Below are 19,707 nucleotides of genomic sequence, written 5' to 3'. Positions count from 1 at the left end.
AACATGAAAAACCGCGTGCAGCCGCTTCTATCTACACTCGACCAGCGTTGCTGAGGGCATGTTGTAAGACCACACTGTCATCAAAATCATAACGTACATTGTCAATTTCTTGATAGGTCTCATGACCTTTACCCGCGATAACCACAATGTCATCGACAGCTGCATGACTGACCGCATATTCAATGGCGGCTTGGCGCGCAGGTTCAATATGGGTGCGCTGGTATTGCTCGTCACTCATACCTGATTGCATATCTTGCAAAATCACATTGGGATCTTCAGTACGTGGATTGTCTGCCGTTAAAATGACTTGGTCTGCACCCGCCAGACCTGCCTGCGCCATCAATGGGCGCTTGCCAGCATCACGGTCACCGCCACACCCAAATACTGCCCATAGCTGCCCCTTACAATGGGTCTTAAGACTCGCCAATACCTGACGCAGGGCATCAGGCGTATGAGCATAATCCACGATAAAACAACCATTATTAGAGGGCACGCGCTGCATACGTCCAACCGCACCTTGCAGCTTTGGCACCGCCGCAGCAATGCGCTCGATATCAGTATCAACATCAGAGCCAAGTGCCACTGTAGCCGCCATAGCGGCAAGCAAATTTGCCACGTTAAAGCCTCCCAACAGTGGGCTAACGATACTAACACTGTCATTTTTTTCGCCACCAAGACCCGTACCATCACAGTCAGTACTATCAATATCGACGCGCAGAGCAATCTCGACACCTTGTAGGCTTGGTTTGATGTCAGCGGCCACAAAAGTCGCAGTTTTGGACGCGTCTAAGCTGTATGTCCACACGGTTAAATCGCTGGCATGCGCCGTGTCCAGCATCACTTGTGCATACTCGTCATCGATATTAATAATGGCGTGGGTCAAATCTGGAAAGTGCGCTTTATCAAATAATTTGGCTTTGGCCGCCGCATATTCTGTCATATCAGCATGATAGTCTAAATGGTCACGGCTCAAGTTGGTATAAATCGCAACCGACACCGGTACGCCTTGCAAACGCTGCTGATCCAGACCGTGTGAACTCGCCTCGAGTGCGAGTAACTCAGCGCCATCACAGCCCATTTGATATAAAAACTGCTGTACGGCTAGCGCATCACCTGTGGTGTGGCTGGCTTGAACCAACGCCCCCAGTTTACCATTGCCTGCCGTCCCCATCACCGCACTGCTCATGCCAGTTAGCTGGGTTAACTGGGCAACCAATTGACTGATGGTGGTTTTGCCGTTGGTGCCTGTCACTGCCACGACGGTGGGTAAACGCACTGGCTGTTGGTACTGCAAACGCGCTTGACACAAATCCCCTAAAAAATCACGAATGTTGGGTACGTATAAAACTGGACAAGCCAGCGCTGTGAGTTGCTGCTGTGCCGATGACTCGGTAGTATCAGAGGTTAAGGCAATATTGGCATGTGGGGGTACATTGGCGGTCGCGAGCAGCGCGATAGGATCGATTTCTGATAGGATAAAAGCCGCCTTTTTAGCGGCTTGATAGAGGTAGTCGCGGCTTTTTTGACAGTTTGGTATTTGGCTTTTTAATAAGACAAACACATCGCTGGTTGCTAACTGACGACTGTCTAAACGAAACTGGTGAAACGGGATATGGACAACCAAAGACACTTGATTTTCAGTCACTTGATTGACTGATGTTTGCGCCGATGTCGTGATCATCGCGTTTAAGGCTTGCTGTAAACCATGTCTATGACTACTGCTGGCTTCAGCCAGTTGCTGCAAGGTGACAGTAGCGCTGCTTGGCGATGAAGTAGACGTGGTCATTGGCATATCCTAAACGGTTAAAACAAATCAAATAGTGAGTGGTGAAACAGGCAAAAATCTTATAGCAATATCTACTGAGCTTCCGTCTTTAATGGCTTATCCAAGGGCACATTATATAAACGTAGTGCCTCTTTCATAACATTATGAAAGACAGGTGCCACCGTTAAACCAGCATAAATTTGACCGCGTGGGTCTTCGATTAACATCACACCAACCAGCCTTGGGTTCGACGCTGGCGCCATACCAGCAAAAACGTTACGATACTGATCGGTATGATAGCCGCCTTCTGGATTGATACGGCGCGACGTTCCGGTTTTACCGGCGACGCGATAGCCATCGATAGCAGCGCCTTTAGCCGTACCACCATCTTCGGTCACACTTTCCATCATTTGTACGATCGCCATCGCTTGTTCATGTGCCATGATACGTTTGCTGGGCTGTGGTTCGTTATCTTTAATGAGTGTTAAAGGATGCATAACCCCACCTGCCGCCAGTGCTGAGTAAGCCTGTGCGACCTGTGCCAGCGTCACTTGTAGACCATAACCATAACTGACCGTCGCGCGCCTTGCTGTTTCTTTTTCTTTTGGCGTGACCACCAGCCCGCTACCTTCGCCTGGGAACTGTAACGGCGTTTTTGTCCCAAAGCCAAACTGTTTTTGCATATTGGTAATAGCATCAGCGGGTAGCGATAGCGCAATCTTGGTTGAAGCCACGTTACTAGACTTCTGTAACAGCGTCGCCATATTAATCATGCCCAAATTATTATGATCGCGAATGGTATAACCACGAACACGGATAGAGCCAGGATTGGTATCAATTAAAGAGGTGGCTGTATATTTGCCTGAATCTAAGGCGGCAGCAACCGTGAAAGGCTTCATCACTGAACCGGGTTCAAAGACATCAAGAAGCGCACGGTTACGCTGGTTTTCACCCGTCATCTCATTGAGGTTATTGGAGTTAAATGATGGCCAAGTTGATAAGGCGAGCACCTCCCCAGTTTGTACATCGACGATCATGCCAGTAGACCAACGCGCTTTTTGTAAACGTCCGGCTTTTTCCAGCTCTTTATACAGCAAGTATTGCAAACGCGAATCAATGGTCAATGCCACATCTTTGCCCGCTATTTCAGGTTCAATCTGCTTAATTTCTTTAAGACTGTTTTGTTTGGCATCTTTTAGCACCAGTACTTTACCATCGGCACCCGCCAGCTCAGCTTCATACTGGCGTTCAACACCGGCACGCCCTTCGTAACCGCCTTCAGGGTCATTGGCGTTTTGTCCCATAAAGCCTAACAGTTGGGCATTCGGTTGCGGCTGTGGATAATAGCGCTGAAAGAAGTTTTTTTCATAGACGCCAGGAAAATCCAGCGAGCTGACACTTTGGGCAATCTCGGGCGTCACTTTATTCAAAAGAGGAAGATAATGCGAGCCTGCACCAGATGGCAGTGCCGCTTTGACGGCTTCTTCATCAGTCACATCGATACTGTCATCGATGGCAGTTGCTTTTTTTAGCTCACCGACCGAGATGTTGGCTGCCGCCGCCAATTGAGTTAAGTCCATGTTGTCCAAGCGCTTTTGCATACGCGCGACCAGCTGCGGACTCTCAGGGTTGGTGATGATAATGCGTTTAAGCTCGTAATATTCGCGAGCATAATCGTGTGGACTAAAAGAGACCGTCGCCAGTGGCGCACTAACCGCTAATGGCAAATGATTACGATCCGTAATCATACCGCGATAAGATTTTTGCGTCCGCACGCTGGTGATAAGCTCATCGCCTTTATCTTGATAAAACTGGGCATTAGCGACTTGTAAATAATAAGCACGGGCGATTAGCAAGCCCAAGATGACAAGAGCAATAGCCCAAATCATACGAAAGCGATTTTTATCCTGCTCAAAGCCGCCGCGAGATGAAGCCCCAGAGGCTTTCCCCAAAAACGCTCTTTTATTTTTCAGGTTTTTGACACTGGTATAAGCGCCTTGTTCTTCGTTCTTTTTTAGACGGCCAAATAGCGTGGATTTGCGGTTATCGGTGGATTGATTGTCAGCTTTGCTGCTCTTTTGTCCAGATTTAGCCGCACTCACACGGCGTAAAGGCTTGGTGACTTTTCCACTGGTGCCGCTGGTTGGTTTTTTGCTCGTATTCTTTGCGGTGGCTTTGTCGCTATTGGCGTTAGACTTTTTATCCGTCATTGTCCTGCCTCCGCTAGGTCGGAATCGGGCGCAGACATCTCATTAGCGATTGCTGGTGCGATAATATCTGAATCATTAGCCGCAACAACCCCATCCGAGCCACTAGAACCGACTGGTGCTACCGCGACCGCCGCCCCCGGCTGAATAATCAGCTTATCCTCTAACGTCGGTGAAAACATACCCAACTCAGCGACCGCACGACTGGCAATTTGCGGCGTCGCACTAAATGTCTGCTGCTCAATTAACAAACGCTGATGTTCAACTTGTAGCTTACGCTCTTGTTTTTTCATATCTTGCAAGGTTTTATAGTCCTGATGGTATTGCTGAACGCCGTCGGCCGTTTTGATACCACTCCATATAATAGCCGCTGCCAACAGCAACAGTATGACCACATAAATACTAACCACATTAAATCGGCGCACAAACAGTTCGCCAACATCAGCATTGTAGGCCGCTGCGGTACGACGGTTTGCAGGTTTGTCAGATATTGCCATGACCATCTCAAAAAAGTGAACTTCAAAATATAAAAAACGATAACGGTTGGTGAGTTATTAAAAACTCATGAGCCATCAGCATCATCAATAAGCGTAAAACCAAACCAAAAAGTAACTGCCGAGCCTAGCAGATAATGTTTACAGCTTTTTAACAGCAGCGTAATCATTAAAGCATTTACTCGTCTCTAGTCGCTAGAAAGCCGATTAAAATGATTTCCAGCAAAAAAGGAGCGGTTTATTGCTCGACGTCAGGTAAATAATCACTATCAGTACGTGTCGCCAGTCGTAACCACGCACTACGCGAACGTGGATTGTGGCTTATTTCAGCTTTACTTGGACCAACACGTTTAGGCTTACTAAAGTAACGCGGGCGCTTGGGCGGCATCGGTAAATTCTCATCTTCTGGATACTGCCCTTTGCTATGACGCTGCAAAAACTGCTTAATACGGCGATCTTCTAATGAGTGAAAGCTAATGACCGCAAGCTGTCCACCCGGCTTTAAAATTGGAATACTTTGCGCCAAAAAGTCATCGACGTCGCCAAGCTCATTGTTAATAAAAATACGCATGGCTTGAAAGCTTTGTGTCGCAGGATGTTTGCCGCGCTGCCAATTAGGATGGGCAATCTTAATCACTTCAGCCAGCTCAAGCGTTGACTCATAACTGTCCATCTGTTTGATGGCACGGGCGATGCGGCGACTGTGACGCTCCTCCCCAAACTCATACAGCACATTGGCCAAGGTTTCGTCATCGACTTTTTCTAGCCACTCAGCAACCGACTGGCCACGGCTGGTATCCATCCGCATATCGACCGCCCCATCGCGCATAAAGCTAAAGCCGCGGCTGCCATCATCAATCTGGGGTGATGAGATACCCAGATCTGCCATCAACCCATCCACTTGCGTAATACCGAGCGCGGCCAGACTGGACGTCAACGTCGCAAAACTATCATGTACCACATGTACCCGGCTGTCCGTACTTGCCAGCTCTTTGGCAACGCTAATGGCAGTCGGATCTTTATCAAAGACAATAAGCTTGGCATCATCAGCAAGATGACTCAATAATAAGCGACTATGGCCGCCGCGGCCAAAGGTTGCATCCACATAAATGCCGCTCATTTGTAAGCTATTTTGACCTTTGGTGGCATCTTTTTGGGGCGGTAAGGACTTGACGCCCAATACCGCCGCGACGGTCTCTGGCAAAAGCACGGCATCATGGATAAAACTCAACTCATCAGACGTGGCACAGTCTTCACCTGACTCTTGGGCGATATGTTGCCTACTCTCTTCAGTCAGGTTTTGAGCAGAATGAGCTTCTACAGAAGACAGGTTGGTCGCTGACTCAGCATGATCAGCAGCTGAAGAATCGTTGGCGTTAGAATTGGGCGTAGGTTTTGACTTCGATTTTGATAGTGACACAAATAACTCAGTAGATGACGACCATTTTGGCCAGTAATAGTAAAAAATCAGATGAAAATAAACAAGTTATGGCTTGTCTAGCATTATTATCGCAAGGATACACTGGTAGTCAAGCTCTAGAAGGGCATTTCGTTAAAAATATCCCATCTCTCTGTTATACTAACGCTATATTTTACGCTATTTTTCAACTTTGACTGCTATTGTTTCATCCGTATTTTTTACTCATATTTGTGGCTGATACTTGTCATTACCTTTTTTCACTATCTACAATATTCTGAGACCCCTATGATGCAAACCTCGACGACCCTGACGACAACTGCTAGCAGCAAGCGCCCTGTCCGCACGCGTATTGCCCCATCACCTACGGGCTTTCCTCATGTGGGAACGGCTTATATCGCCCTTTTTAACCTAGCCTTTGCTAAGGCACACGGTGGCGAATTTATTTTGCGTATCGAAGACACTGACCAAACTCGCTCGACTGAACAATCTGAAAAAATGATTTTAGATGCGCTGCGTTGGGTCGGTTTGGATTGGAGCGAGGGTCCAGATGTCGGTGGACCACACGCCCCTTATCGTCAAAGCGAGCGCAGTGAGATTTATAAAAAGCACGCTGAGCAATTGATTGATGCTGACCACGCATTTCGCTGTTTTTGTACCAGTGAAGAGCTAGACGCTATGCGCGCTGAGCAAATGGCCAATGGCGAGACGCCGCGCTATGATGGACGCTGTGCCCACCTCGCCGCCGAGAAAACCGAGCAATTGGTGAGCGAGGGCAAGCCCCATGTCATCCGTATGCGTGTGCCAACCGACGGCATCTGTCAGGTACATGACATGCTACGCGGCACCGTTGAGATTCCTTGGACCCAAGTTGATATGCAAGTGTTGCTCAAAACCGACGGCATGCCAACTTATCACTTAGCAAACGTCGTTGATGACCACTTGATGGATATCAGTCATGTGATGCGCGGTGAAGAGTGGCTGAACTCTGCGCCCAAACATCAGCTGCTTTATGATTACTTTGGTTGGGAGATGCCAGTCCTGTGTCACATGCCACTACTGCGTAACCCAGATAAATCCAAACTGTCTAAGCGTAAAAACCCAACGTCTATCACCTACTACCGTGATGCTGGCGTGTTGCCTGAAGCCCTACTCAACTATCTGGGCCGTATGGGCTACTCAATGCCTGATGAAGCGGAGAAATTCACCTTGGATGAGATGGTTGCGAGCTTTGATATTCAACGTGTGTCGCTCGGCGGGCCTATATTTGACATCGAAAAGCTTAACTGGCTCAACGCCGAATGGCTCCGTGCGCTCACGCCTGAACAGCTAAAAAATAAAATCCTTGCTTGGGCAAATGACAGCGATAAATTGACCGCTATCGCCGCCGCTATTCAACCCCGTATCGAGCTGCTGTCTGACGCGGTCAATTGGGGTGGTTTTTATTTCCAAAATCTGCCTGATATTAACGCTGAAAGCTTTACCCATAAGTCGCTGACGCCTGAGCAAATCATAGAAATGCTACAACTGGCACTGTGGCAGCTAGAGACCTTACCGACGTGGTCAGAAGAAAACATCTACGCGACGTTAAAAGGCCTTGCTGCTCATCTTGATATCAAAATGCGCGACTTTATGGCCCCATTCTTTATCGCCATCGCTGGTAGCACTTCATCGACGCCCGTCATGAACTCTATGGCGATCATCGGTGCTGATATGACGCTGACCCGCTTGCGCCATGCGGTTGATATATTAGGCGGCCTCGGTAAAAAGAAACTCAAAAAACTAGAGAAACAAGCGGCAGAGTTGCCAGATTTTTTGGCTGATAAATAGCTTGGCAGTTGCATAACAAATGAGCGGAAGTTTTTGAGTTTAAAAGGGTCAGGCAAGTTCTGACCCTTTTTTTAATTTATAACAACTTTGTACTGAACATCGCAACTGGAAACAAACATGACCAGAAAAACCGTCACAATAGAAAGCAAAGATTATGTCTTTAACACCCTAAAAGAAGCGCAAAAATACTATGATGCCATCGTAAAAGAGCTTTTTGAGGCAAACCTTACCCTAACAACAGGACAGGATTTTGAAGATTTAACATGGATATACAGCACTTACTGCGCCTATACCAAGCATAATCTAGAGAAATTAGGCGCATTTGATATTACAGGCTTTAAAGGTATAAGAACGATCCGAGAAAAAGGCGGTCAGTATGTGCCAGCGGAATGCTGTGCTGTCGTCTTTTCTGATGGCACAGAAGAAGAATTTCACACCGATAAAGCCATCAAAGAGATCGCGCTTAAGCAAAATCCACGCTAATTTGGGCTTGTTGAGCCTTTAAAATAGGCTAAAACGCTTTTTTTTGCATATTTATGAATTATTTTTAAAATAGCTGTTGACAAGAGCGCTGCTCTTACCTAAAATACGCACACTCTTAGCGAGGGGCTATAGCTCAGTTGGTAGAGCACTTGCATGGCATGCAAGGGGTCAACGGTTCGACTCCGTTTAGCTCCACCATCTTATTTATAGCAATGCTCAGCATGGCTGAAACTTGATAATAAATACTCGCTAGAAGGACGATATCAGCACCTAGGCAACGCTTGCTCTATTATTAATAGGTAAGCTATCTGATATTGTGAAGTATCGTTGTAACCATTGGTTATAACACTCTATGCGTCCCCATCGTCTAGAGGCCTAGGACACCGCCCTTTCACGGCGGTAACGGGGGTTCGAATCCCCCTGGGGACGCCACTATTCGGCGTCACTTATTAGCCCTTTTGCGCTGCATTAGATAAGACTAGTAAGCGAACAATAAAAAAGCCCAGTCACAAAGTATGTGACTGGGCTTTTTTATTGTCTGAATTTTATCCCATGCCTAATTTTAATAGCGACTTACTCTCTACCTCTCCTCCAACTCCTCACCTGTCTCTAAAAATTCGTATAAATGTTAATAGTTTAGCGCCTCCTACTTACACCTAGTTACATGTCAGCGATTTTGTCACTTACCTTAACATTGTTATACATAACGATTGTGTTTCTCTACTTAACAGTATTATTAATGCTGGGTTCTTTTCCTTATGCTGTCACTATATTCACTATTAATTGTCTCTGGCGAACACACGTTTAAGCGTAAATCCTGACAGTAAGATAGTGAACACTCTAAACATTAACGAAAGATTAGTGACCTTTAAAAAGGAATGATTATGTTAACTACTTATACCCCCCAACGTCGTCCATCGTGGCGCGGTGTGCTTGCCGGTCTTGTCATAGGCCTGATCGTAGTCATGGCAATGATTGCCCTCGCTTTGGTATTAAGCTCATTTTTACCATTTGATTTAAAAGGCACTAGTATCGCTGGTGGTATTTATGCTGCTATCACTGCTTTAGTGAGTGCTTTTGTCGCTGGTTATTTTGCCATTAAATTTTCAGCCCCTGAAGCTATATTCGGTGATGGGACGGCTATCGACTCAAAAGATGCCACCTTAACTGGTATATTAACGGCCGCATTGATTGTGTTGTTTACCACCTTTTTTACCTTAAGTAGTGCAACTGGCATTTTATCATCAGCTGGTAACGTAGTCGGTAGCACGGTGAGCACAGTAGCTAAGACCGCTGGTGGCGTAGCCGCAGCCAGTACATCAGCCGCTGGTACTGCAGCAGTAGCCGCACCAGATAGCACGGTAGAGCAAGTACAACAAACCGCTCAACAAGTCTATCAAACCGTATCTGGAGACATTAGCAAAGCTGATATCAGTGCGATGGTCGCTGAAAACACTCAGGATTTAAATGATCAACAAATCGAAGCGACAACCAATGTGTTGGATGAGATGATCAACAACACGCAAAATGATGTTGCTGCTATGGACTTCACCAGTGTCGACACATGGCGTAACATCGATGAGTACGCAAAACAGCGTATGGCATCGATTGAACAAACGCTACAAGGTCCTGAACTTATCAATCGCTTACAACAAGAAGGTCTAACTGAAGCGCAGGCTGTCGAAGTACGTAACGAAGTGACTCAATCATTTAATGAGTATAAAACTCAAACTGAGCAATATATTGCGCAGGCCCAACAGACAGTCGATCAAAACCTACAACAAGCTGAAGAGATTGCCCGTAAAACAGCGCTATACAGTGGTCTATTTTGGTTAATCAGCACGATCCTAACATTCGTTGCAGCTACTATGGGTGCAAAAAGTGCCGCTGCAAATTATCGCTTAGACAAGCCTATTGTCACACTCGGTGATAATGTTCGCTAAGACAGTATAAGTATAATTAATAAAATACTTAGTTTAAGTAGAGAAAAGCCCAGTTTATCACTGGGCTTTTTTTTATGAGGTTTTCTGTCTTATCAATTAAAAAGTTGATGCAGTTACCCTATACGTCATACCAATTTTTGTTCTTGAGAACCTAAGGTTTTATTAGACGCACCACGTAAATAGAAGCGCCAATTTGCAGATATTACTGCGCTAAATTATCCACCTCACCCTATAAAATACATAGGAATAGACTATGGTCAGTTGAAAATAAAACGGTTATATAAATTTAAACGCGCTACTAGCACAAATTTTACTTGCGTGCTGTGCCTACGCAGACAGAGGCTGCGTAAAATTCATCCTAGTAGCGCTATAACACTTTTTAAATGCATCGACTATATATAAAAAAGAGCGCAACACAGACAGTAAAGTGGTGGCTCCTATTATAAATTGAGTAGCGTCTAAACGTGCTATGCACGTAACACTTTATCACCGCCCAAAAAAAGCCCAATCCCCTACTTTGTCTGGGATTGGGCTTTTATCATACTAAGACTAACGAGCCATTATGCAGCGTTTTTACTATCCGCGGCCAATTGACGTAGGACATAGTGCAACACCCCGCCATGACGCACATACTCACGCTCTTTTGGCGTCTGTAGCATCACGTTGACATCAAAGGTCTCCGTCGAGCCATCAGCACGGGTAGCCGTGACTGTCGCGGTCTTACTCTCGCCATTATCCAAACCAGTGATGCTAAGCACTTCTGACCCATCAAGCTGATAGGTGTCTGCGTTTTCACCGTCTTTGAAGGTCAATGGTAATACGCCCATACCGACTAGGTTCGAACGATGAATACGCTCAAACGAGCTGGTCAGCACCGCTTTTACACCAAGTAAAATCGTGCCTTTGGCCGCCCAGTCACGACTAGAGCCAGAGCCATATTCTGCGCCGCCAAGCACGACTAATGGGCGCTCGTCTTCCTTATACTTCATCGCAGCGTTATAGATAGGCATTTCTTCGCCATCTGCTAGCGTCGCGTTATCATCTTTGAAGTAATAAGTGTAGCCACCTTCTTTACCGTTCATCATGGTGTTTTTGATGCGAATATTAGCAAAAGTACCACGGGTCATGACCGCATCATTACCACGGCGTGAACCATAGCTGTTGAAGTCCGCTTCCATCACGCCGCGCTCTTGTAAGTATTTACCCGCTGGCGAGTCTGGATCGATATTACCTGCTGGTGAGATGTGGTCGGTGGTGATTGAGTCTCCAAACAAACCTAAAATACGGGCACCTTCAATATCAGGAATACCTTCTGGCTCCATCGTCATACCATCAAAGAACGGTGGGTTTTTGATGTACGTTGAGCCTTCATCCCATGGATACAGCTGACTGTCCGCCGAGCTAATCGCATTCCACGCTGCGCTACCATCGAACACTTCGCCATAGTTTTTGCGGAACATATCCGCATCAATATTGTTGGCAATCAGCTCATTAATCTCTTCTGAGGTAGGCCAGATGTCTTTTAAGAACACATCATTGCCGTCTTGATCCTGTCCTAGTGGATGTGTCGTCAAGTCAATATCGACCGTCCCCGCCAAGGCATAGGCGACAACCAGTGGCGGCGATGCTAAGTAGCTGGCCTTAACATGGGAGTGAATACGACCTTCAAAGTTACGGTTACCTGATAACACGGCAGCAGCAACCAAATCGTTTTTTTCAATACCTTTTTCGATTTCTTCAGGAAGTGGTCCTGAGTTACCGATACAGGTCGTACAACCATAGCCCACTAGATAAAAACCGGTTTTTTCTAGCTCATCCATCAGTTTGGTTTTTTCTAGGTAGTCTGTGACCACCTTAGACCCTGGCGCTAATGAAGTTTTTACCCAAGGCTTGGCTTTGAGGCCTTTTGCCGCCGCTTTTTTGGCAACCAAACCTGCCCCAATCATGACCGCAGGGTTTGAGGTGTTGGTACAAGAAGTAATGGCTGCAATGACCACTGAACCGTCACGTAATTCATGCTGCTTATCATCAATATTGACGTTTGAGAACACATTGTTAGCAGGCTGATACTGACTGTTATCCTCACTATGTGTGTCAACCTCAATCTTTGGTTCCGCTGCTAAAGTTTCGGCTTGTACTTGCTCGCCGCCCTCTTGATCAAAACGTACCTTACCTTCGATTTCTGATTTGCGGTCTTTGGTCATTTTTGCTAACGTTTCACCGAATTTTTCGTGCATGTCAGACAGGTTGATACGTTGCTGCGGCAAGTTAGGACCAGCAAGGGCTGGCTGTACGGACGCTAAATCCAGCTCCAGCTTACTTGAGTAGGTCGCAGCTGGCGTATCAGCATCGTGCCATAGACCTTGTGCTTTCGCATATTTTTCGACCAATTCAATTTGCGTCTCATTACGACCCGATAGGCGCAGATAATCAATCGCCATTTGGTCGATGGGGAAAATACCACACGTCGCGCCATATTCTGGTGACATATTGGCAATGGTGGCACGGTCAGCGAGCGGCATACTGTGCAGCCCCTCCCCATAGAACTCCACAAACTTACCCACTACGCCATGGGCCCGTAGCATCTCTACCACACGTAATACCAAATCCGTTGCGGTGACGCCTTCAGTCAGCTTACCCGTCAACTCAAAACCGACGACCTGAGGAATGAGCATGGAGGATGGCTGGCCGAGCATTGCCGCTTCTGCTTCAATACCGCCCACACCCCAACCAAGAACGCCAATACCATTAATCATCGTCGTATGGCTGTCCGTCCCAAACACGGTATCAGGATACGCTGTCAGCTCGCCTTCCACTTCGGCTGCCATGACCACACGTGCTAAGTACTCAAGGTTTACCTGATGCACAATGCCCGTCGCTGGTGGTACCACAACGAAGTTTTCAAAAGCATTACGACCCCAATGCAAGAACTCATAACGTTCATTATTGCGCTTAAATTCAATTTTTTCGTTCAGATCCAACGCATCTTCGCGGCCATAAGCATCCACTTGCACTGAGTGATCGACCACAAGCTCGCTCGGAATAAACGGATTGATTTGCTCCGCTTTACCGCCCAGCTCAACCACGGCATCACGCATGGCTGCCAAATCGACCACCGATGGCACACCCGTGAAATCCTGCAAGACGACACGGGCTGGCATAAAGGCAATCTCTTTTGACGCTTCAGCGCCCGCATCCCAATTGGCAACGGCTTCGATATGGTTTTCACCGACAGATTGACCACCATCCTCATTCCGTAATAGATTCTCTAATACGATTTTCATGCAAAATGGCAGCTTGCTAATGTTCTCAAAGGTTTTGGTCAACTTGGGCAAACTGTAATAGGCATGATCCTTGCCATCGACCGAGATAGTGTCTTTTACATTGAAAATGTCACTCATGGTAGCTTCCTTATCGTTGTTATAAACCCTAACCGCAAACGCTGGTATGCTTGGGCTAAGGAGTGGTGGCTAGACAGATGATTGATCCATTTTTATTCACAATATCCACTGTTGGAAATAGGGAGACATAGGTTTGAGGTCACAAAATAGATAAGCATCTATTTAATACTTAACAATAACTTGCTATTACCATAACAAACATAGGGTCATTTGTTAACGCCTAGACGTTGTCAAATCGTGGCATAATCGTAACCGTAATAAGGGTTTCATGGTCTATAGATAAGAGCCATTCCTATTAGACGTACGGTCGGTCTATGGTATGATGTAGCGCTTTTTTACTGCTAGATAAGCGGTTTGATATGGCAGTTTTTGGCGCTATTTATTAATGAGTTCTTATGGCAAATTTTAACACCCACTTAAATGTCGCTTTCATGGTCAGTGGTACGCTAAGTTTAACGGTTTATAAAGCGGGATTGATTGATGATTCGGGGTTTTTGATGTGTGTGGCGCTTGGCACTATCGGCGGATTGTTGCCAGATTTAGATTCTGATAACTCAACCCCAATCAAGCTGGGTTTCAACATTATCTCTTTTATATTTGCCTTTGGTTTGGTCATGCACTGGCGCAGTGAGCTGAGCCTACTGGCGTTAATAGTGTTATGGCTGATTGGTTACGGCTTTATGCGGTATGTGGTTTTCTCTGTTTTTACCACCATAACCGTGCATCGTGGCGTGATCCATTCTGTCCCTTACATGGCGATACTGGGATTGGGGTTGACCTGCCTCAGCTACTACGGGTTGCAGCTGCCACTGACGACCAGCTGGTTTTATGGTTCATTTCTGTTTATCGGTGCATTGGTACATTTGTTATTAGATGAGCTATATAGCGTCAACTTGTCTAACATGAAAATGAAGCGCTCATCCGGTACCGCCATGAAGTTTTATCAACACAAAGACAAATGGTGGTATCTGCTTTTATATGCCACTGTGGTGCTATTGGTATACGCCGCCCCGCCCTTTGAGCTGTTTTGGTCAAGACTAAGTAACCCTTCAGCATGGGCTCAGCTAAAAGTGGGTATGCTGCCTGAGATGATAGAAAACATGCTGCGTTAAAATCTATACCGCCATTCAAACCAACATAAACATCAGAGTAAAGTATGCCATTCAACCTACACACTTGTCCTTGCCAGATCACTCCAGTCTCAAACGCTATCAGCTCGGTATTGGCGTATCAGGATTGCTGCCAGCCCTATCATGACGACGTTACTCGGCTGGGCGGTATCACAGCGGACACAGCCGAGCGACTGATGCGCACGCGATACAGCGCCTTTGTTTTGGTAAAACCCGATTATATCGTCAAGACCACGTTACCCGCCCAGCAAGCATTGCTTGATGAAAAAGCGATTGAAACGTGGGCAAAAGAGACAGATTGGGCAGGATTGGCAATCGTACAACACGTGCCACAGCTTGGTAAGCGCCACGCACAGGTGGCGTTTAAGGCCTATTTTAATACCGTAGACGGTATACAGGCGCATCATGAGCTGTCTGCCTTTGTAAAGGTAACAGACAAAGCACATCATGACGCGCGCTGGTATTTTTTAGACCCAACAGTGGCGATGACTGTCACCCAAAAGCAGCCGTGTATTTGCGGGTCTGGAGAAAAGTTTAAACGCTGTTGTGGGAGTTATTTGATTTAACAGCGCAGCCTTAAACACTTGCCCCAACCGCTCGGGCAATCGCAACTCCTTCCTCAATTGTTAAAAACTTACGCTGGCTAGGACTGTCTTTGTAAATCACGTCGCCGTCTTGAAAGATAAGACACTCATTGACCGCAAGCTGCTGCCATTTTTCATTTTCAGTGAGCGGCACGGTCACTAGAATCGTTACTTTGTCTTTATCGGTGGTGACGTCGCCAAAATTAATCGCCAAATCATCATCGGCCAATTTCGCCTCACCAAACGGTGCTTGGCGCGTGAGATAAAACAACAAACTACCCGCGTAAGCCAATTGCCACCTGCCGTTTGATATCAAGCAATTAAACAAACCATTGGCCGATAAATAGCGACATTGCGTGGTCAAAAAATTAAACAGCGTTTGGTCATCAGGGCGGGTTTTAAAACTGCTTTTTAGGCGATTGACCAAATAACAAAACGCCATTTCCGAATCGGTTGAACCGACGGGTTGGCAATGCGCGGCGTTACCATTGTCTTGTAGACGCTGACAGCGTTTAATAAACTCACTATTCATCTGCCCGTTATGAGCAAACACCCACTGCTCGCCCCAGACTTCACGGACAAAAGGATGGGTATTCGCCAAACAGTTCTGCCCTTGGGTGGCTTTACGAATATGAGCGATGACATTCATGGCCTTAATGGGATAGTTATTGACCAGATCGGCAACGGGCGATAAGTGACTGGGACGGTTGTCGTGAAACAAGCGCAGTCCAGTTGAGGTATTTACCGATTCGTCACGATTGGAGCGTTCATGATTAGAGCAGTCACTACGCTCAAAAAACGCAATGCCAAAGCCATCTTCATGGCTGTCAGTCATGCCGCCGCGCTTGCGAAAACCGGCAAAGCTAAAACCAATATCGGTTGGCGTATTACAGTTCATCCCTAAGAGTTGACACATTTATAGATTACCGCCGTTATCGTTGTCTTTTGCAGGATTTAAAGTGGCATTTATAGTGGTGTCTGCCGGTTCATCAAGCATCTCATAAGGAGCGGTGTCTCCCTCCGTATCGATACTATTTAGAATACGCTGGGCATGTGCCAGATCGGTATCTTGTATCCACAATACAACCCCTGAGTTCATACCTGGCATCGCGCTTAGCGGTTGCAAGGAGACGGTAATACCGTTATTGCGTAGCAGATTGGCATGCAGCTCGCCTTGCATATTGGTGTCATAACGTGCCAGTTTGTGCCAGTTATCAATTTGATCGGTCATGGGAGCACCTTTATAATGTAGAGACAGGAATAAATGAATAAGCCGTGTTTACAGACAGTGATCTAGCGTATATTCTTTGATTGACATGTTACCGCTATGGCATAAGTCGTCACGCGCTTGTTCCGCTTGGGTAATACTGCTAAAGACACCTATTATGTGACTACCTTGCTCAACATTCACGTCCGCATTTAAGAGTATAAAAACGGTACTTTGCGCTTTTTCTACGTGCGCCCAATGATAAGCAGACAGACGTTTCATTAAGTCAGGGTTTTTGACCATGATATTGTCGCCCGTACGCCCTTCCGTACGGTTATAGTGGATCACATTTAGACGCAATAACCAAAAAATAACCGCCGCTTTGGCCAGCATCACGGGTAAAGCGCGCTTTTCATCAGTACCAAGAGGACGCTTAGACTCATATCCTTGTAAAAAGGCTGCCATTTTACTGCGGTCAAAATTCACCGATTCGCCTTGCTCAGCGTCGCCCCACGTGGTACAAAAATCATTAATGGTAATGGCAATATCCATGACGTAATGCTCGGCACTGACCTCGGTAAAGTCTAATAGCCCCGTCAAACGCGCCTCGCCTTTTTGCAAATGCCACAAGGTATTGTCCGCAAACATATCTAGATGACACAAGCCTTTTGGCAAGGTTGCAAGTGGTAAATCGGTATAAGCACGCCAAATGTCACTCATCAGCTTGGCTTCGTCACTTGGCATAAATTGGATCTCACGGTCGCGTACCTCGCTCCATGGATACAAAGGCACGCCATATTTTTCGCTAGGTTGCAAGGCTTGCAGGGTTTCATGTAACAATGCTAAGGCAGCGCCAATCTCATGACACATCGCTTGGGTGGTTTGTTCTGGATGCGCTCCTGCAAGGCAAGGCACCAGCGTAATCGCTTTGTCTTCATAATGGATCACATAGCGTTTATCGCCATCAGAGCCCGTTTTAGCCGCATCGGGCTCAATCACGGCGAGTGGCGCGGCAACGGGTAGCTTGCCATCCAACTGATTGAGAATAACTGCCATCTTTTCGATATCAGCAGGAGGACGCTCTTCAAATAAGGTAAACACGTAAGAGTGCGCGCCTGCTGCGTCGTCAGTCGTTTGAATAAACCAGTTAGAGTTTTTGATGCCTTGCGTAATCGGAATGGCACGGGCAAATGACACGCCAAAGCTTTGGCAAAAGGCGGCGAATTGGTCATCGGTTAACTGGGTATATACAGACATGACATCTCACTTTTGGCAATTGAATAAGAAGCTAAACAAGGTGGATATAGAGGGTACTAACAGTAATTGTACCGCGTATGAACAAACTGTGGCGAAAAGCGTAATAATCTTGCGAAAACCTGCCTGAAAGGGCAGTGATTTTGCTAGACTAGCGCTTACGAATGAATTGATTATAAGGTGAAAGACCCTATGTTAGCAAAGCGTATCATTCCTTGTTTGGACGTGGACAATGGCCGCGTGGTCAAGGGCGTGCAGTTTGTCGATATTAAAGACGCAGGCGACCCTGTCGAAGTGGCAAAACGCTACAACGAGCAAGGCGCCGATGAGATTACCTTTTTGGACATTACTGCCACCAATGATGAGCGCGACACCACCTATCATACTGTTGAACGTATGGCAGAAACCGTATTTGTGCCCTTAACGGTCGGCGGTGGCGTGCGTAAAATCGCCGATATTCGTAATTTGCTGAATGCTGGCGCGGACAAAGTCGCGATTAATTCAGCCGCTGTCTTTACCCCTGAATTTGTGGGCGAAGCCGCGCAAAAATTCGGTAATCAGTGTATCGTTGTGGCCATTGATGCCAAACGCGTCGATGATATTACCGTTGATGGCATTGTTATGCCGCGTTGGGAGATTTTTACCCATGGTGGTCGCAAGCCCACTGGTATTGATGCCGTCGCGTGGGCCAGCAAAATGGCAGAGCTGGGTGCAGGCGAGTTGTTGGTCACCTCGATGGATGGTGATGGCACCAAAAAAGGCTATGATTTGGCGCTCATGCAACACATCACCAGCTGCGTCAACGTCCCTGTGATTGCCTCAGGCGGCGTTGGTAACTTACAACATTTGGCCGAAGGCGTCTTAGAAGGCGGCGTCGATGCAGTGCTCGCCGCCAGTATCTTCCATTTTGGTGAGTATACGGTTTTAGAAGCCAAAGAATACATGGCAGCACAAGGTATACAGATGCGTTTATAAGACATTGGTAAAATGCCAATAAATTAGAAAAAATGTTATCATAGCGCTAACCATTTATTTTTGTTCATTTAACTACCCATTCATTTGACTATTTATTCACGAGTAAACAGTCAAACAAGTTATTTAAACCTCTCTACTGTATTTAGCGATTCGTTTACTCCTATATCCCCATTACAAGCCAATTAAGCAAAGGATCTTTTATGTCGAATTTACAACAGCAGCGCAATGACGTCACCCATATCGATGGTAATTTGCATCAAAACACCGATGTCCGTATCGGTATTGTGGTTGGTCGTTTTAACGGTTTTGTCGTTGAATCTTTGGTAGATGGTGCGATTGATGCGCTTTTGCGTCACGGCGTATTGGGTAGCAATATTACCGTGATTCGCGTGCCGGGCGCTTTTGAGTTGCCATTGGTTGCTCAGCGCGCTGCGGAATCTGATCGCTTTGATGCCATTATTGCTTTAGGCGCGATTATCCGTGGTAGCACGCCGCATTTTGACTTTGTCGCAAGCGAATCTGCCAAAGGTTTAAGCAGCGTGGCTATTGATTACAATATCCCAGTGGCCAATGGCGTATTGACGACCGACAGTATCGAACAAGCCATCGAACGCTCTGGCACCAAAGCTGGTAATAAAGGCTCTGAAGCGGCTATGGTTGTGTTAGAGATGATTGCTGTGCTCTCACAGCTAGATATTGATGATGATAGCGATGATGCTTAAGCGTTATTAATCAAGCGGCCTTTGTTTCAGCTACCGCTGTGTCAACGCTCTTTGTTCAAACGAAGGCCCAATGATTCACGTTGTCTAGTCTAAACGTTTGCTTTTAGCGGCTACTTGTTGATAATAACGACAATTAAATAGCCGCTATAACCAACGATAAAACACTGATTGTTTATTGAATTTTCGCCGTATTTCTATACCTTTTCCAAAATATAAAGTAGTGAAAGACGCAAACACACGCCCTATAAGCGGTACGTTTGAGGATTTCCATGGCACCCGTTGCTGACTGATGTGT

Annotated in this window: 15 protein-coding genes and 2 tRNA genes; 9 read left to right on the top strand and 8 right to left on the bottom strand. The window is 46.5% G+C overall.

Annotation, left to right across the window (positions count from 1 at the left end; genetic code table 11):
- Positions 1 to 31: 31 nt before the first annotated feature.
- The 4 genes from B2P60_RS06645 to rsmH all read right to left on the bottom strand — a co-directional run bounded on the left by B2P60_RS06645 (position 32) and on the right by rsmH (position 5,739).
- Positions 32 to 1,786, bottom strand: a complete 1,755-nt coding sequence (locus B2P60_RS06645; protein ID WP_286740145.1) for a UDP-N-acetylmuramoyl-L-alanyl-D-glutamate--2,6-diaminopimelate ligase — start codon at positions 1,784 to 1,786, stop codon at positions 32 to 34.
- A gap of 71 nt (positions 1,787 to 1,857) precedes the next feature.
- Positions 1,858 to 3,975: a peptidoglycan D,D-transpeptidase FtsI family protein gene (locus B2P60_RS06640; RefSeq protein WP_198334404.1), complete on the bottom strand. Its 2,118-nt coding sequence runs from the start codon at positions 3,973 to 3,975 to the stop codon at positions 1,858 to 1,860.
- Positions 3,972 to 4,469 (bottom strand): cell division protein FtsL, encoded by a 498-nt coding sequence (ftsL, locus tag B2P60_RS06635; RefSeq protein ID WP_286740143.1) that lies wholly within the window; start codon positions 4,467 to 4,469, stop codon positions 3,972 to 3,974. The genes B2P60_RS06640 and ftsL overlap by 4 nt, the downstream gene beginning before the upstream one ends.
- 235 nt (positions 4,470 to 4,704) lie before the next feature.
- The gene (gene rsmH / locus B2P60_RS06630; protein WP_227670116.1) at positions 4,705 to 5,739 is read right to left on the bottom strand and encodes a 16S rRNA (cytosine(1402)-N(4))-methyltransferase RsmH; all 1,035 of its coding nucleotides are present in this window, start codon (positions 5,737 to 5,739) and stop codon (positions 4,705 to 4,707) included.
- Positions 5,740 to 6,171: 432 nt separating this feature from the next.
- Between rsmH and gltX the strand changes: the two genes are divergently transcribed.
- The 5 genes from gltX to B2P60_RS06605 all read left to right on the top strand — a co-directional run bounded on the left by gltX (position 6,172) and on the right by B2P60_RS06605 (position 10,139).
- Positions 6,172 to 7,713, top strand: coding sequence for a glutamate--tRNA ligase (gene gltX / locus B2P60_RS06625; RefSeq protein WP_286740142.1), 1,542 nt, complete (start codon positions 6,172 to 6,174; stop codon positions 7,711 to 7,713).
- A 117-nt stretch (positions 7,714 to 7,830) separates the two neighbouring features.
- Positions 7,831 to 8,196 carry a hypothetical protein gene (locus B2P60_RS06620; protein ID WP_193006496.1) on the top strand — a complete coding sequence of 122 codons (366 nt, stop codon included), beginning with the start codon at positions 7,831 to 7,833 and terminating at the stop codon, positions 8,194 to 8,196.
- 122 nt (positions 8,197 to 8,318) lie between these two features.
- Positions 8,319 to 8,394: transfer RNA gene (locus B2P60_RS06615), tRNA-Ala, on the top strand.
- A gap of 158 nt (positions 8,395 to 8,552) precedes the next feature.
- Positions 8,553 to 8,628 (top strand) — tRNA-Glu (locus B2P60_RS06610).
- A 452-nt stretch (positions 8,629 to 9,080) separates the two neighbouring features.
- On the top strand, positions 9,081 to 10,139 hold the full coding sequence (locus tag B2P60_RS06605; RefSeq protein WP_193006495.1) for a hypothetical protein: 1,059 nt from the start codon (positions 9,081 to 9,083) through the stop codon (positions 10,137 to 10,139).
- Between the two features lie 560 nt (positions 10,140 to 10,699).
- Here B2P60_RS06605 and B2P60_RS06600 read toward each other — a convergent pair.
- On the bottom strand, positions 10,700 to 13,540 hold the full coding sequence (locus B2P60_RS06600) for an aconitate hydratase (RefSeq protein WP_230710297.1): 2,841 nt from the start codon (positions 13,538 to 13,540) through the stop codon (positions 10,700 to 10,702).
- A 395-nt stretch (positions 13,541 to 13,935) separates the two neighbouring features.
- Between B2P60_RS06600 and B2P60_RS06595 the strand changes: the two genes are divergently transcribed.
- On the top strand, positions 13,936 to 14,652 hold the full coding sequence (locus B2P60_RS06595; RefSeq protein ID WP_230710295.1) for a metal-dependent hydrolase: 717 nt from the start codon (positions 13,936 to 13,938) through the stop codon (positions 14,650 to 14,652).
- Positions 14,653 to 14,696: 44 nt separating this feature from the next.
- Positions 14,697 to 15,236 (top strand): YchJ family protein, encoded by a 540-nt coding sequence (locus B2P60_RS06590; RefSeq protein ID WP_230710293.1) that lies wholly within the window; start codon positions 14,697 to 14,699, stop codon positions 15,234 to 15,236.
- Between the two features lie 10 nt (positions 15,237 to 15,246).
- On the opposite strand, the gene B2P60_RS06585 is transcribed toward B2P60_RS06590, so the two are convergent.
- The 3 genes from B2P60_RS06585 to B2P60_RS06575 are packed head-to-tail and all read right to left on the bottom strand — an operon-like array spanning position 15,247 to position 17,718.
- Positions 15,247 to 16,170, bottom strand: coding sequence for a class II glutamine amidotransferase (locus B2P60_RS06585; protein ID WP_230710292.1), 924 nt, complete (start codon positions 16,168 to 16,170; stop codon positions 15,247 to 15,249).
- Entirely contained in the window at positions 16,171 to 16,485 is a 315-nt protein-coding gene (locus B2P60_RS06580) for a hypothetical protein (RefSeq protein WP_198334394.1), read from the bottom strand.
- Positions 16,486 to 16,533: 48 nt separating this feature from the next.
- Positions 16,534 to 17,718, bottom strand: a complete 1,185-nt coding sequence (locus B2P60_RS06575; RefSeq protein WP_286740139.1) for a homoserine kinase — start codon at positions 17,716 to 17,718, stop codon at positions 16,534 to 16,536.
- Positions 17,719 to 17,907: 189 nt separating this feature from the next.
- Here B2P60_RS06575 and hisF point away from each other — a divergent pair, with 189 nt between their 5' ends.
- A complete protein-coding gene (gene hisF / locus B2P60_RS06570) occupies positions 17,908 to 18,690 on the top strand; it encodes an imidazole glycerol phosphate synthase subunit HisF (protein ID WP_193006489.1) in 783 nt (260 codons plus the stop codon).
- Between the two features lie 200 nt (positions 18,691 to 18,890).
- Positions 18,891 to 19,412: a 6,7-dimethyl-8-ribityllumazine synthase gene (gene ribE / locus B2P60_RS06565; protein WP_193006488.1), complete on the top strand. Its 522-nt coding sequence runs from the start codon at positions 18,891 to 18,893 to the stop codon at positions 19,410 to 19,412.
- The last annotated feature ends 295 nt before the right edge of the window (positions 19,413 to 19,707 follow it).

It is taken from the genome of Psychrobacter sp. UBA3068, assembly GCF_002366815.1.
Taxonomy (GTDB): domain Bacteria; phylum Pseudomonadota; class Gammaproteobacteria; order Pseudomonadales; family Moraxellaceae; genus Psychrobacter; species Psychrobacter namhaensis.
Note: the sequence above shows the minus strand (reverse complement) of the source record. Positions and strands in the feature narration are given on the sequence as shown.

Excerpts from the sequence above, each read along its gene's own strand:
- B2P60_RS06645 (WP_286740145.1), bottom strand. The coding sequence starts at position 1,786 with ATGACCACGTCTACTTCATCGCCAAGCAGCGCTACTGTCACCTTGCAG.
- gltX (WP_286740142.1), top strand. The coding sequence starts at position 6,172 with ATGATGCAAACCTCGACGACCCTGACGACAACTGCTAGCAGCAAGCGC.
- B2P60_RS06590 (WP_230710293.1), top strand. The coding sequence starts at position 14,697 with ATGCCATTCAACCTACACACTTGTCCTTGCCAGATCACTCCAGTCTCA.
- B2P60_RS06585 (WP_230710292.1), bottom strand. The coding sequence starts at position 16,170 with ATGTGTCAACTCTTAGGGATGAACTGTAATACGCCAACCGATATTGGT.
- B2P60_RS06580 (WP_198334394.1), bottom strand. The coding sequence starts at position 16,485 with ATGACCGATCAAATTGATAACTGGCACAAACTGGCACGTTATGACACC.
- B2P60_RS06575 (WP_286740139.1), bottom strand. The coding sequence starts at position 17,718 with ATGTCTGTATATACCCAGTTAACCGATGACCAATTCGCCGCCTTTTGC.
- ftsL (WP_286740143.1), bottom strand. The coding sequence starts at position 4,469 with ATGGCAATATCTGACAAACCTGCAAACCGTCGTACCGCAGCGGCCTAC.
- hisF (WP_193006489.1), top strand. The coding sequence starts at position 17,908 with ATGTTAGCAAAGCGTATCATTCCTTGTTTGGACGTGGACAATGGCCGC.
- ribE (WP_193006488.1), top strand. The coding sequence starts at position 18,891 with ATGTCGAATTTACAACAGCAGCGCAATGACGTCACCCATATCGATGGT.
- B2P60_RS06600 (WP_230710297.1), bottom strand. The coding sequence starts at position 13,540 with ATGAGTGACATTTTCAATGTAAAAGACACTATCTCGGTCGATGGCAAG.
- B2P60_RS06640 (WP_198334404.1), bottom strand. The coding sequence starts at position 3,975 with ATGACGGATAAAAAGTCTAACGCCAATAGCGACAAAGCCACCGCAAAG.
- B2P60_RS06620 (WP_193006496.1), top strand. The coding sequence starts at position 7,831 with ATGACCAGAAAAACCGTCACAATAGAAAGCAAAGATTATGTCTTTAAC.
- B2P60_RS06595 (WP_230710295.1), top strand. The coding sequence starts at position 13,936 with ATGGCAAATTTTAACACCCACTTAAATGTCGCTTTCATGGTCAGTGGT.
- B2P60_RS06605 (WP_193006495.1), top strand. The coding sequence starts at position 9,081 with ATGTTAACTACTTATACCCCCCAACGTCGTCCATCGTGGCGCGGTGTG.